This is a genomic window from Bacillus yapensis (assembly GCF_005280205.1).
GTDB lineage: Bacteria > Bacillota > Bacilli > Bacillales > Cytobacillaceae > Robertmurraya > Robertmurraya yapensis.
Window position 1 is genome coordinate 215,262 of sequence record NZ_SUND01000003.1, and the last position, 13,375, is coordinate 228,636.

Sequence of the window (13,375 nt, forward strand, 5' to 3'; positions counted from 1 at the left end):
AAGAGCCTTAAATGTAAAAAGACCATAGGACGAATCCTATGGTCTTTAATACAATTATGAAAGGTGTTGTTGTACAAGTTTATTAACGAGCGATCCATCTGCTTTGCCTTTTACTTTCGGCATTATAGCAGCCATCACTTTCCCCATTTCAGCTTTTGATGAAGCTCCAACTTCTGCAATTGACTCTTGGACAATTTTAGAAACTTCTTCTTCAGTTAACTGTTGGGGCATATATTCTTCCACATACTGCAATTCAGTACGAATTTTTTCAACTAGGTCCTCGCGGCCTGCTTTTTCAAATTCATGGAGGGAATCCTTGCGTTGCTTTACTTCACGAGAAAGGACTGTTAGCTCCTCATCCTCGGATAACTCTTGACCGAGCTTTAAGGCTTCATTTTGAAGTGAAGCTTTAACCATCCGAATGACGGAGAGTTTGTCTTTTTCTTTGTTTTTCATCGCCTGCTTCATATCCTGATTCAAACGCTCGAGAAGACTCATTACTTACACCCTCTCTTTACCACTTACGTTTTCTTGCAGCTTCAGACTTTTTCTTACGTTTTACACTAGGTTTTTCGTAGAATTCACGCTTTCTAGCTTCTTGTATAGTACCTGATTTAGATACAGTACGTTTAAAACGACGAAGAGCATCTTCAAGTGATTCGTTTTTACGAACAACAGTTTTAGACATTCTCTTTCCCTCCCTCCGAACACAACACACTTACACCACATGAAACCATGTACTTTGCAATTATAATATAATGAAGGAGCAAGGTCAACAGTATTCTCGCCCCATTGCCATCCTACTTATCAGGCGATAACTTTTTCAGATAAAAATTGTTAAATAATGTGCATGCCGCACTCTTCTGAGCCATAAAGTTTATGGAAAGGGTGGAGGACATGCTCTATTTATTATTTTTCGTACTTTTTATTTTGTTATTTATCGTGGGAATGACTTTTTTGAGAACAGGTTTGTTCAATGCCTCTGCTGAGAGCTTAAAGTACTGGTTAGTAAAATTAACCGATACGCCCATTAAAGGACTGCTCGTTGGAACAGTTGTAACGGGAATTCTTCAAAGCAGTTCAGCAGTCATGGTCATTACCATTGGGTTAATTTCAGCAAGAATGATGACTTTTCGAGGGTCCATCGGAATTATTTTAGGTACAAATATCGGAACGACATTTACAACAGAATTCATTACCTTTAATATTGGTTCCTTAATTGTCCCAATGGCAATAATCGGAGCTCTATTGTCGCTAATTCGTAATCCTAGGATTCGCAGTATTGGAATCATTTTTCTTGGACTTTCTTGTATTTTTACAGGAATGCAAGGGTTCGAATTTCTAGCCCTTCCTCTCTCTGAGCTTTCCTTTATGAAAGAATCGATTTATCAATTGAACGAAAGTTCCTTGTTAAGTGTCATTGCTGGTATAATTCTCACGGCCATTATCCAGTCAAGTACGGCAACAACAGGTATTGTCATGGGATTTTTGAGTTCGGACGTCTTTCATATTGCTACCGGAATCGCCATCATGCTTGGGGCCAATATCGGCACATGTGTGACTGGTTACATTGCAAGTATTGGGAGTGGAGAAGAGTCGAAGCTTTGCGCATATGCACATATCTGGCTGAACTTGTTGGGGGTTGTAGTGTTTTTTCCGTTCATTGAAACGCTATCTAATCTAGCTGAATTTCTAGCCGATAAACCAGAAGTACAGCTTGCCCATATAAGTGTTCTTTTCAATTGTATTTCCTCGGTATTAGTTTTACCTTTTGCATATAAATTTGGAGATTTTATTGTGAAGATGCATGGAAAAAAACAAGTACACTAAGAATGTCAACATATTTTCAGCATGGAAATACAGATAAGATACGTTGATTTCCGCTCCAGGCACTTGCTTTCCGGTGGGCAGGCGGTGAGCTGGATGGCGCTAGCGCCAGTAAGTCTCACCTGTTCTGCAGATGAGGCCAATGAAGAACTGTGATTTTCGAAAAAGCATTTATTTTGGTAGCATGAAGACTCTAATTAGGAAGATCGTAAGAACAATCTCTGCATGGAGCATTCATGAAGACAACTATTTCAAGAAGTACGAGAAAGCTGTCCACATGAAGCGTTCATAAAGACAACTATTTCAAGAATCCTATGAAAGATGTCCGCGTATACCCTTTTAGATCTACCCCACTAAAGATTAGTATTGTTTTCTATTTAAGCCTTAATCTTGAATAACCGCTTTTCGTAAGTTTATAACGTTATTAGGATTAGACGACCATTGTTTCATCAATACCATTTGCTTTTCTTTCAAATCATCAAATGGTTCTTCAATTACTTCGACCTCACAGAATCTTTTATCAAATATCTTTGTACCTTGTATTTTTCTATAACCTCCAAAGCCCATATCATCATTAAGTAACCAGACCACTTTTTTTATATTTGCAAATAATATACCACCAGTACACATCGGACAGGGTTCTAATGAGGTATAAATCGTAAATTTTTCACGGTTAACTTTTGCACTTAATATGGATTTACCAGCATTTCGTATTGCATCAATTTCAGCGTGAGCCGTTGCATCTTGTTTGGTATATACTTTGTTACGACCCTTGGCAACTAAATTATAGTTTTCATCCACTATAACTGCTCCGATGGGATATGTATTCTCATTCAATGCCTTTTCTGCTTCTTCAAGTGCTAATTCCAAAAAATATCTATCTCTCTCAATATTCATACACCCCGACACCTCCTGAACCCTTCTTTCTTAATTCTTCGTAATATAACCATTTGTTACAATATGGAAATTTTCAATTATCTTAGTTTATCATAGGTAATTTCTATTGAGAACAGACAGCTTTCAAGAATTAGTTTTTAACAACGGGAGTGTCGTCATTACAGTATTTAATTTGGTCAAGAACTCAAAATCACCAGAGTTTTTTAACGTCCATATTCTAATAGAAAAGACCATAGCAAAGTCGAAAAATTTTCGAGTTTGCTACGGTCTTAAATGTCGAAATACATTTCTTTCTAGCACTTGTTTGTCTTAGTAACTTGAATCAGATGTTAACCCTTTTACAATCGCAATTCCTGAGCTTGCTCCGATGCGAGTTGCTCCAGCTTCGATCATGTTATTTGCATCTTCAGCGTTTCTTACTCCACCTGATGCTTTAACACCGATTTCAGGTCCAACCACTTTACGCATTAAGCGAATATCTTCTACAGTTGCTCCTCCAGTTGAGAAACCAGTTGAAGTTTTTACAAAGTCTGCACCAGCTTTTACAGATAGCTCACATGCAGTAACCTTTTCTTCGTCAGTTAATAATGAAGTTTCGATAATAACCTTTGTTAAAGCTTTTCCTTTTGCTGCTTCAACAACTGCACGAATATCCTTCTCCACTAATTCAATGTTTCCACTCTTTAATGCTCCAATGTTGATTACCATATCAACTTCAGTTGCACCATTTTCAATTGCATTCTTTGTTTCAAAAGCTTTTGTTTCAGGAGTGTTGGCACCTAATGGGAACCCGATAACTGTACAAACATCTACACCTGTCCCATTTAACATTTCACTAGCTAGTCCCACCCAAGTAGGATTTACACATACGGATGCGAAGTTAAATTCCTTTGCTTCCTGACAAAGTGTTTCAATTTGCTCTTTTTTTGCATCTGCTTTTAAAAGTGTATGGTCAATATATTTTGCAATATTTGTAGCCATTAAATAAGCCCCTTTCATTCCATGCAAAGTCTTATTTCTTTGCCAATAATATTAGTTGTACGTACCTCTTCATCATAACATTGAATGCGCTCATTTTCGAGGTTATTTTTTGTTGTTTTACAAAAAATAACCTCATAATGACAAATAAAAAGGAACTGCAAAAACTTAAAATGCAGTCCCTTCTATTCTTAGATTGCTTCGTTAAGTACTTCACTGTTCTCAACAACGCGAACAAATTGTCCTTCGTTATATGGGTAGCCAGCCTTCGTAACCTTAACCTTCACAATTTTTCCAACCATATCTTCAGTTGCTGGGAACACAACCTTTAGATAGTTGTCGGTATATCCTTCATATAAGTCACTCTCAGGGTCATCCTTGAACTTCTCTTCAGGGATGACTTCAAGAACTTCATTCTCAAATTGAGAAGCATATTCTTTCGCTAGCTGGTCAGAAAGTGCAATTAAGCGATGAACGCGCTCATTTTTAACGTCCTCATCAACTTGATCATCCATTCTAGCTGCTGGAGTACCAGTACGTTTAGAATATGGGAATACGTGAAGCTCAGAGAATTTATGTTCTTTAATAAAATTATAAGTCTCCATAAATTCTTCTTCTGTTTCTCCTGGGAATCCAACGATAACATCAGATGTAACCGCTAAGCCAGGTAGTACTTCTTTTAATCGCTCTAATCTTTCAGCAAAGAATTCCATCGTGTATTTACGACGCATTCTTTTTAGCACTGTATTGGAGCCTGATTGAATTGGAATATGCAAATGTCTTACGATAACATTTGATTGATCAATTACTTCAATCACTTCATCTGTAATTTGACTTGCTTCAATGGAAGAAATACGTAGTCGCTTCAAGCCCTTAACTTGAGCTTCTAAGTCTCTTAAAAGACTAGCCAAGTTGTAATCCTTCATGTCTTCCCCGTATCCGCCAGTATGAATACCAGTTAAAACAATCTCCTGATAACCAGCATCTACTAATTGTTGTGCTTGATGAATAACCTCTTGTGGATCTCTTGATCTCATTAAACCGCGAGCCCAAGGGATGATACAAAACGTACAGAAGTTATTGCAGCCCTCTTGGATTTTAAGAGATGCACGAGTTCTATCAGTAAAAGCCGGAACATCTAATTCCTCGTACACCCGATTTTTCATGATATTGCCTACCGCATTGATTGGTTGGCGCTCTTCTTTATACTGCTCAATATACTCAAGCATTTTCACACGGTCCTGTGTACCGACAACAATGTCAACACCCGGAATCGCCATGATTTCAGCAGGAGACGTTTGCGCATAACAACCCGTTACACAAATCACCGCATCTGGATTTTTACGAATCGCGCGGCGAATAACCTGACGACTCTTTTTATCTCCAGTATTCGTTACCGTACAAGTATTGATCACATATACATCTGCTGTTGATTCGAATTCTGTTCGATCATAGCCTTGCTCTTTAAACAATTGCCAAATGGCTTCTGTCTCATAATGATTTACCTTACAGCCTAGTGTATGAAAAGCAACTGATGCCATTTAAATTCACCTCATTAATTCAGTTTGATAGGAAACAGCTGAAAGTGCATATAATGGCGCTGTTTCTGCCCTTAATATTCTTGGACCAAGGCCGCAAGATTGGAACCCATTTTCTTTTAAAATTGATACCTCTTCATTTGTTAGCCCACCCTCTGGACCAAAAACAAACAGAAGAGATTGTCCTTTTTCAATATCCTTCAATATTGAATGAAGAACTGCTATCTCTCCCTGCTTTGCATCCTCTTCAAATGCAATCAGTTTGTAGTCATAGTCCTTTGCAAGAGCAATAAATTGCTTCAAGCTTACAGGACTCTGAACCTCCGGAGAAATCTGGCGATGTGATTGTTCAGCCGCTTCTTTCGCAATCTTATTCCACCGCTCAACTTTTTTTGCCGCCTTTTTTTCGTCCCATTTCACAACGGAGCGAGATGCAGTAAAAGGGATAAACGTAGATGCACCCAGTTCTGTCCCTTTTTGAATAATCCATTCAAGCTTATCCCCTTTTGGCAGTCCGCTCGCAATTGCCACATGTACAGGCAGTTCAACAGATTCTTCTTCCCATTTTACAACTTCTGCAACAACCTGGTCATCGGTAATTTCTTCTATTGCACAAATCGCGCTTCTCCCGTTATTCACACAAATAATCTGATCACCTATTTTTAAACGCATAACAGTGACGATATGGTGCCGGTCATCCTGCGAAATATAGAAGGTATCATCCCTTAGATCATTTACAAAATAGCGTTGCATCGTTACACCTCATTTTTTCTCGCAATGAAGGCGACCCAATCTTCCATCTGAATCGTTTCAATAATCTCAAAGCCAGCTGCAAGAATAGCATCTTTAACTTCTTGCTTTTTTTGAAGAATAATACCAGCTGTTATAAAATGCCCACCTGGTTTCACAATTCGTGCCGCATCATCGGTAAAACGTAGGATCACTTCTGCTAAAATATTTGCAACGACAACATCGACCTTTTCATTGATTCCATCGAGTAGATTATTTTGTGAAACGGTTACTCGATCATGTACCTTATTTAATTTAATATTGATGCGGGCTGAATTGACAGCTACCTCATCTAAATCTAAGGCATCAATTTTAGAAGCACCAAGCTGTGCAGCAGCAATACTAAGTACACCAGAGCCTGTTCCAACATCGATAACACGATCTCCACGCTTCACTGTTCTTTCAAGCGCTTGAATACACATAACGGTAGTTGGATGAGTTCCAGTCCCAAAGGCCATCCCTGGATCCAGCTCAATAATCAGCTCATCACTATGAACTGGGGTGTAATCTTCCCATGTAGGAACAATCGTGAATTTTTCCGAGATCTTAACAGGATGATAGTATTTCTTCCATGCTGTTGCCCACTCTTCCTCATTCACTTCACTAATTGTTACGGTATTTCTACCAATGTCGATGTTATATAAAATCAAACCATTGATTGCTTCTTTGATTTCCTCAACTGTTTCGCCGAGAAAGCTATTGACAGGTAGATAGGCTTTCACAATGACTCCTTCTTCCGGATAATCATCAGGATTAAGTTGGTAGATTTCTCCGAAACGGTCTTCCCTCTCCTTTTCAAGCTCGAAAGGATCCTCAATGACAACTCCCGAAGCTCCAGCTTCATGTAATATATTTGAGATCGGTTCTACCGCCTCATTTGTTGTATGAATGGCGATTTCTGACCATTTCATTTCTACCAACTCCGTTTCTATCTGACCTTTTCTCTTTACTATATCTTTACTATTTGTAAAAAATTGTACAAAAATTAGTTAGTCACCCTTAAATGCTCTTTTCACTTTTGAAAAAAAGCCTTCTTCTTGTTCCCCTTGTGGTACTTTGCCACTCACTTCAGCAAATTCTTGAAGTAACTGTTTTTGCTTCTCTGTTAGCTTTGTTGGGGTAACAATGCGCATGATAACATGTTGATCTCCAACACCATAACCTCTAACATTTGGAACACCTTTTCCTTTTAACCGGAATTTTGTTCCTGATTGAGTACCAGCTGGAACCTTCAGTTTTACCTTCCCATGCATTGTTGGAACTTCAATTTCATCCCCTAATGCAGCCTGGACAAATGTGATCGGCATTTCACAATAAATATCATCATCATGACGCTCAAAAAATTCATGTTCGCGAACACGGAAGACTACATATAGATCTCCAAATGGACCACCATTAACTCCTGGCTCGCCTTGTCCAGATACTCTTAATTGTTGGCCATCATCGATACCCGCAGGAATTTTCACATTGATTTTGCGACGTTTCTTAACTTTACCTGCACCGCCACAAGTTGAACATTTATGTTTAATTTCCTTACCAGTTCCATTACAGTAGTTACATGTTCTTCTATTAACAATTCGACCAAATGGTGTATTTTGTTCAACGTTTAATTGACCAGTTCCGCTACAATGCTTACATGTTACCGGTTTTGTTCCTGGCTTTGCACCACTTCCGTTACATGTATCACAAGTTTCCTCACGAGGAATTTCGATCTCAGTCTCTTTTCCAAATACCGCATCCTCAAAGGAAAGTGTCATTGTATATTGAAGATCCGCTCCTTGTCTTGGTGCATTTGGATCACGACGTCTTGTACCACCGCCGCCAAAGAACGTTTCAAAAATATCTTCGAAGCCACCGAAACCGCCGCCTCCGAAGCCTCCACCACCAAAGCCTTGATTTGGATCTGTATGTCCAAATTGATCGTAGTGGGAACGCTTTGAATCATCGCTTAAGATCTCGTATGCTTCCTTTACTTCTTTAAATTTTTCATCAGCATCTGGTTCTTTATTTATATCTGGATGGTACTGTTTTGATAGCTTACGATATGCTTTTTTTATTTCATCTTTAGAAGCACTTTTGCTCACTCCTAAGACTTCATAATAATCTCTTTTACTCATCCTACCAACTCCCCCGAAACTTTCACGTAAAGGTTATTTTAACACTCAATTAAAGATATGTGCAAATAAAGTATGTGCTAATCGTGACAATCTTTAAAAGAAGGACTACATAGAAAAAGCCAAAGCCATAAAGATGGTGACTTTGACTTTTCTATATTTCTAAAGTGAGTTGTTGATTTCCGTTCCAGGCACTCGCTTTCCGCGGGGAAGTCCGTAAGCCTCCTCGGCGCGATCGCGCCTGTGGGGTCTTACGAGACTTACTCTTCCCGCAGGAGTCTCATGCCTTCCTCTCCAATCAACATTAACTCAGCTTTCACAACAGCTAATTCACTGCATTTTATTTATCGTCTTTAATCTCTTCGAATTCAGCATCTACAACATTGTCGTCGTTTCCTGCGTTTGCGCTACCTTCAGCACCTTGTGCGCCTTGAGCTTGTTTAGCAGCTTCTTCGTAAAGCTTAACAGAAAGATTTTGTACGATTTCTTGTAGAGCATCTTTCTTTGTACGAATTTCGTCAAGGTCATTTTTCTCAATTGCCGCTTTAAGAGCATCCTTCGCTTCATTAGCTTTAGCTACTTCATCTGCGTCAACCTTGCCTTCTAAATCCTTCAAAGTCTTATCAACTTGGAATACAAGCTGATCTGCTTCGTTACGTAATTCAACTTCTTCTTTACGCTTTTGGTCCGCGTCAGCATTTGCCTCTGCTTCTTTGATCATTTTATCGATTTCTTCATCGGATAGACCCGTAGAAGATTTGATTGTGATTGTTTGTTCTTTATTTGTTCCAAGATCTTTCGCACGAACATTTACGATACCGTTTTTATCAATATCGAAAGATACTTCGATTTGTGGAATTCCACGTGGTGCTGGTGGAATATCTGTTAATTGGAAACGACCAAGTGTCTTGTTATCTGCAGCCATTGGACGCTCACCTTGTAATACGTGAATATCTACTGCTGTTTGGCTATCAGCCGCTGTAGAGAATACTTGGGACTTAGATGTTGGGATTGTTGTATTACGGTCGATTAACTTTGTGAATACTCCACCCATTGTTTCAATACCAAGTGAAAGTGGCGTTACGTCTAGTAAAACAACATCCTTAACGTCTCCAGTGATAACTCCACCTTGAACTGCTGCACCCATTGCAACTACTTCGTCTGGGTTAACCCCTCTATGAGGCTCTTTACCAGTTGCTTTTTTGATTGCTTCTTGTACAGCTGGAATACGAGTTGAACCACCAACTAAGATAACTTTATCAAGTTCAGAAGATGATAAACCTGCATCTTGTAACGCTTGGCGAACAGGTCCCATTGTTCTTTCAACAAGACTTGAAGAAAGCTCATCAAATTTAGCGCGAGAAAGACTTACTTCTAAGTGAAGTGGTCCTTCAGCTCCAGCAGTGATGAAAGGTAAAGAAATTTGTGTAGTTGTTACACCTGATAAATCCTTCTTCGCTTTTTCAGCAGCATCTTTAAGACGTTGCATTGCCATTTTATCTTTAGAAAGATCGATTCCATTATCCTTCTTAAATTGCTCTACTAAATAATCAATGATAACTTGGTCGAAGTCATCTCCACCTAAACGGTTGTCCCCAGCAGTAGATTTTACTTCAAATACCCCGTCACCTAATTCTAAGATCGATACGTCGAATGTACCGCCACCTAAGTCATAAACAAGGATTGTTTGGTCTTCTTCCATCTTGTCTAAACCATAAGCAAGAGCTGCTGCAGTAGGCTCGTTAATGATACGCTCTACTTCAAGACCAGCAATTTTACCAGCATCCTTAGTTGCTTGACGCTCAGCATCGTTAAAATATGCTGGAACAGTGATAACAGCCTTTGTTACAGGCTCACCAAGATAATCTTCAGCGTAGGATTTTAAGTGTTGTAAAATAATCGCTGAAATTTCTTGTGGTGTATAATCCTTACCTTCAATTGTCTCTTTATGAGAAGTACCCATATGACGTTTGATAGAAAGAATTGTATTCGGATTTGTAATTGCTTGACGCTTTGCAACTTCCCCTACTTGTCTTTCCCCATTTTTAAATGCAACAACAGATGGTGTTGTACGATTTCCCTCTGGATTAGGAATAACCTTTGGCTCTCCGCCTTCAAGGACAGCTACACAAGAGTTTGTTGTTCCTAAGTCAATACCGATAATTTTGCTCATGTTACTACCTCCCAAAATAATATGTAATCACTAATATCTTTAATGGTTCATTTTAAGACATCAATTGCCTTATTGATTTACTTTTACCATTGCCGGACGAATGACGCGATCCTTTAACAGATAACCCTTTTGGAATTCCTCAACAACAATATTTGAGTCAAATCCCTCTTCTTCAACCTGCATAACAGCTTGATGGAAGTTCGGGTCGAATTCTTTCCCTTGAGACTCAATTGGTTCAACGCCTTCTTTTTTCAAGGCGTCTAAAAGAGTTCGATGAATCATTTCCATTCCTTGAAGCAATGATTTCGTTTGTTCATTATCTGTTTCTACATTCAATGCCCGTTCAAAGTTATCTAATACAGGCAGTAGATCAGAAATTAAGCTTTGTGCTCTATATTTTTGCGCCGCTTCGTAATCTAATCTAGCTCGACGGCGGGAATTTTCAAAATCAGCTTGTAATCGAAGGTAACGATTTTCCTTTTCTTCAAGCTCGGCTTCTAAAGAAGCAATCTTCTTTTCTAATTCCTCAGTAGCTGAAGTCTCGACAACAACTTCCGCTTCGCCAAAAACTTCTTCGATTGTTTCCTCTTGTTCAGTATCGTTGGTAGCCACAGCTTCTTCATTCAGTGTATTTTTTTCTTCAGCCAACGTATTCACCTCCCTTAAAGTAAAAAACAAGTTGTATGTGCAAGGAAAAGAGATGGAATTATATAAAATTCCACCCTTAATCAATATTTCCTTCGCTACTTACTTTGATACAGCTTTGTTAAGGCTGTACTTAAATCGGTGCTCAAAAACTTCAATAGGCTTATCACCCTAGAATACTCCATTCGTGTTGGTCCTAAGATGGCGATGGTTCCTAGTTGTTCCGAAGCTATCGAATACGTAGCCGTGATTAGGCTACAATCCTCCATCGCAGAAACGCCATTCTCTTTGCCAATTTTCACATTGATTCCTGAAGGGTTCTGTCGAATAATATCGTACATGTCCTCTTCATGCTCAATCATTGTTAAGAGATTCTTCACCTTCACGATATCATGAAATTCAGGCTGACTTAACATATTTGTCTTCCCGCCGAAAAACAATCTTTCGTTTACAGGAAGCTTTAACGAGTCAGCAATAGAAGAAAGCATCGCATCGTAGCTACGGATATGCTGGCTTAAGACAAGGGCTACCTCTTTATAGATTTTACTATTTAACTCTTCTAGAGGAACACCTGTTAACCGTTCATTCAGAATATTGACGAACTTTTCGATATCGCCAGTATCAATACCTGGTGGCAGATGAAACATCTTATTTTCCACATACCCTGTATCTGTAACGATAATTGCAATAGCTGCTTCATTATTTAAGGGTACAATTTGAATTCTTTTTAATCTATTTTCACGTACTGCTGGACCAAGAACAATTGATGTGTAGTTTGTCAGCTCTGATAAGATTTTTGCTGATTTTTGCACAAGCTTTTCCATTTCAAAAATTCTTTCCGCAAAAATCGAACGAACGGAGTCGACATCTTTTGCATCGAGCTGTTGTGGAGAAAGCAAGTGATCAACGTAAAATCTGTACCCTTTTTCGGACGGAATTCTCCCCGATGAGGTGTGTGTTTTTTCAAGAAACCCAATCTCCTCTAAATCCGCCATTTCATTACGAATCGTAGCTGAACTAAATTGAATTTCTTCTTTTTTTGACAAGCTTCTCGAACCGACCGGTTGAGCAGACCGAATGAAATCATCAACAATCACCTGGAAAATTAACAATTGACGATCTGATAACACTTTATATCACCTCTGTTAGCACTCTTTTATAACGAGTGCTAAATCTAATATTAAATTATCAAAAGAAGGGGGATAATGTCAATCATTTACGCTCTATAATTAGACTTTATTATCAGCTTCATCCTCAACTACACCTAAGAAGGACTGAAATACTTCATTTCCTAAAAAGCGCCCTTTTTTCGTTAACATGATCTGATTGTTTTGTACATCAATTAGGCCCTTTTCTGTTAGTTCTTTCATTTCCTTTTTAAATAATTCGAGAGGATTCTTTCCATATCTATCGATAAACCTTTGGATCGAAACACCTTTATTTTTTCTTAATCCAAGAAACATTTCCTCCTCCATTTGTTCTGCTGCAGTCGGTACAGTTTCTTCAAGAATTGGCAGATTCATTTGCTGAAGAGGTTCCATATATTTTTTTAACGGACCAAAGTTTGAGCGTCTTTTCCCACTGACATACCCGTGCGCACCTGCGCCAAATCCATAATATTCATCATTATTCCAATACGTTAAGTTATGCTTACTCTCAAACCCAGGCAGAGCAAAATTACTGATTTCGTATTGGGCAAAGCCATGCTTCGCCATTTCTTCCATTAGCACTTCGTACATCGCTGCTTCTGTATCTTCCCCAGGTAAAGGAAGACGACCTTTTCTCATCAAATTATAGAAAACGGTTTTAGGCTCGATAATTAAGGAATAGCCAGAATAATGATTGATATCTAGCGAAAAAGAAGTTTCCAATGTTTCACGGAAATCATCTAAAGTTTGCCCCGGTAAGCTATAAATTAAATCAACTGAGATATTTTCAAATCCCGCCGTTTTAGCTAGTTCTATTGATTTAAAGACATCTGCTGCACGATGTGTCCGACCAATACGCTTCAGTAATTCATCATTAAAGGTCTGCACACCAAAGCTCAATCGATTGACCCCTGCATCGTGAAGGATTTGAAACTTCTCCTTCGACAAATCTCCTGGATTAGCCTCAAAGGTAAATTCCGTTTGTTGATTATACGGAAGAAGGTCATTAATGGTTTCACACAAGAATTGTAATTGCTTCTCATTAAGAGCCGTTGGTGTTCCACCTCCGACAAAGATCGAGTCTAAATGAGTCGTCGGCGCTGTTTCTAGCGTAAGTTCTGTTTCTTTTTTTAATGAATTCAAGTATTCATCAACAGGCTGTCCCTGTAAAAAAACTTTATTAAAATCACAATAATGGCAAATATGCTCACAAAAAGGGATGTGTATATAGGCCGCTTTTATCATTTAGATCACTACCTTGATTAA

General features: G+C 38.7%; 13 protein-coding genes. 1 reads left to right on the forward strand and 12 read right to left on the reverse strand.

Annotation, left to right across the window (positions count from 1 at the left end; translation table 11 throughout):
• Positions 1-54 precede the first annotated feature (54 nt).
• Positions 55-498: a GatB/YqeY domain-containing protein gene (locus FAR12_RS05435; RefSeq protein WP_126407133.1), complete on the reverse strand. Its 444-nt coding sequence runs from the start codon at positions 496-498 to the stop codon at positions 55-57.
• A gap of 16 nt (positions 499-514) precedes the next feature.
• Positions 515-688, reverse strand: coding sequence for a 30S ribosomal protein S21 (rpsU, locus tag FAR12_RS05440; RefSeq protein WP_019154564.1), 174 nt, complete (start codon positions 686-688; stop codon positions 515-517).
• Between the two features lie 209 nt (positions 689-897).
• On the opposite strand from rpsU, the gene FAR12_RS05445 reads away from it, so the two are divergent.
• Positions 898-1,830, forward strand: coding sequence for a Na/Pi symporter (locus FAR12_RS05445; protein WP_126407135.1), 933 nt, complete (start codon positions 898-900; stop codon positions 1,828-1,830).
• 381 nt (positions 1,831-2,211) lie between these two features.
• Here FAR12_RS05445 and FAR12_RS05450 read toward each other — a convergent pair whose 3' ends face one another.
• From FAR12_RS05450 to hemW, 10 genes are all read right to left on the reverse strand, one after another.
• Positions 2,212-2,724 carry a nucleoside deaminase gene (locus tag FAR12_RS05450; RefSeq protein WP_126407137.1) on the reverse strand — a complete coding sequence of 171 codons (513 nt, stop codon included), beginning with the start codon at positions 2,722-2,724 and terminating at the stop codon, positions 2,212-2,214.
• Positions 2,725-3,033: 309 nt separating this feature from the next.
• Positions 3,034-3,705: a deoxyribose-phosphate aldolase gene (gene deoC / locus FAR12_RS05455; RefSeq protein WP_126407139.1), complete on the reverse strand. Its 672-nt coding sequence runs from the start codon at positions 3,703-3,705 to the stop codon at positions 3,034-3,036.
• Positions 3,706-3,893: 188 nt separating this feature from the next.
• On the reverse strand, positions 3,894-5,243 hold the full coding sequence (gene mtaB, locus FAR12_RS05460) for a tRNA (N(6)-L-threonylcarbamoyladenosine(37)-C(2))-methylthiotransferase MtaB (RefSeq protein ID WP_126407141.1): 1,350 nt from the start codon (positions 5,241-5,243) through the stop codon (positions 3,894-3,896).
• A 6-nt stretch (positions 5,244-5,249) separates the two neighbouring features.
• Positions 5,250-5,993, reverse strand: coding sequence for a 16S rRNA (uracil(1498)-N(3))-methyltransferase (locus tag FAR12_RS05465; protein ID WP_126407143.1), 744 nt, complete (start codon positions 5,991-5,993; stop codon positions 5,250-5,252).
• A gap of 2 nt (positions 5,994-5,995) precedes the next feature.
• Positions 5,996-6,940, reverse strand: coding sequence for a 50S ribosomal protein L11 methyltransferase (gene prmA, locus FAR12_RS05470; protein ID WP_126407144.1), 945 nt, complete (start codon positions 6,938-6,940; stop codon positions 5,996-5,998).
• A 78-nt stretch (positions 6,941-7,018) separates the two neighbouring features.
• The gene (gene dnaJ, locus FAR12_RS05475) at positions 7,019-8,146 is read right to left on the reverse strand and encodes a molecular chaperone DnaJ (protein WP_126407147.1); all 1,128 of its coding nucleotides are present in this window, start codon (positions 8,144-8,146) and stop codon (positions 7,019-7,021) included.
• Positions 8,147-8,483: 337 nt separating this feature from the next.
• The gene (gene dnaK / locus FAR12_RS05480; protein WP_126407149.1) at positions 8,484-10,316 is read right to left on the reverse strand and encodes a molecular chaperone DnaK; all 1,833 of its coding nucleotides are present in this window, start codon (positions 10,314-10,316) and stop codon (positions 8,484-8,486) included.
• A 69-nt stretch (positions 10,317-10,385) separates the two neighbouring features.
• The gene (grpE, locus tag FAR12_RS05485) at positions 10,386-10,964 is read right to left on the reverse strand and encodes a nucleotide exchange factor GrpE (RefSeq protein WP_126407151.1); all 579 of its coding nucleotides are present in this window, start codon (positions 10,962-10,964) and stop codon (positions 10,386-10,388) included.
• Positions 10,965-11,059: 95 nt separating this feature from the next.
• Entirely contained in the window at positions 11,060-12,091 is a 1,032-nt protein-coding gene (hrcA, locus tag FAR12_RS05490; protein WP_126407153.1) for a heat-inducible transcriptional repressor HrcA, read from the reverse strand.
• 99 nt (positions 12,092-12,190) lie between these two features.
• On the reverse strand, positions 12,191-13,354 hold the full coding sequence (gene hemW, locus FAR12_RS05495; protein ID WP_126407155.1) for a radical SAM family heme chaperone HemW: 1,164 nt from the start codon (positions 13,352-13,354) through the stop codon (positions 12,191-12,193).
• Between the last annotated feature and the right edge of the window lie 21 nt (positions 13,355-13,375).

Excerpts from the sequence above, each read along its gene's own strand:
- FAR12_RS05435 (WP_126407133.1), bottom strand. The coding sequence starts at position 498 with ATGAGTCTTCTCGAGCGTTTGAATCAGGATATGAAGCAGGCGATGAAA.
- rpsU (WP_019154564.1), bottom strand. The coding sequence starts at position 688 with ATGTCTAAAACTGTTGTTCGTAAAAACGAATCACTTGAAGATGCTCTT.
- FAR12_RS05445 (WP_126407135.1), top strand. The coding sequence starts at position 898 with ATGCTCTATTTATTATTTTTCGTACTTTTTATTTTGTTATTTATCGTG.
- FAR12_RS05450 (WP_126407137.1), bottom strand. The coding sequence starts at position 2,724 with ATGAATATTGAGAGAGATAGATATTTTTTGGAATTAGCACTTGAAGAA.
- deoC (WP_126407139.1), bottom strand. The coding sequence starts at position 3,705 with ATGGCTACAAATATTGCAAAATATATTGACCATACACTTTTAAAAGCA.
- mtaB (WP_126407141.1), bottom strand. The coding sequence starts at position 5,243 with ATGGCATCAGTTGCTTTTCATACACTAGGCTGTAAGGTAAATCATTAT.
- FAR12_RS05465 (WP_126407143.1), bottom strand. The coding sequence starts at position 5,993 with ATGCAACGCTATTTTGTAAATGATCTAAGGGATGATACCTTCTATATT.
- prmA (WP_126407144.1), bottom strand. The coding sequence starts at position 6,940 with ATGAAATGGTCAGAAATCGCCATTCATACAACAAATGAGGCGGTAGAA.
- dnaJ (WP_126407147.1), bottom strand. The coding sequence starts at position 8,146 with ATGAGTAAAAGAGATTATTATGAAGTCTTAGGAGTGAGCAAAAGTGCT.
- dnaK (WP_126407149.1), bottom strand. The coding sequence starts at position 10,316 with ATGAGCAAAATTATCGGTATTGACTTAGGAACAACAAACTCTTGTGTA.
- hemW (WP_126407155.1), bottom strand. The coding sequence starts at position 13,354 with ATGATAAAAGCGGCCTATATACACATCCCTTTTTGTGAGCATATTTGC.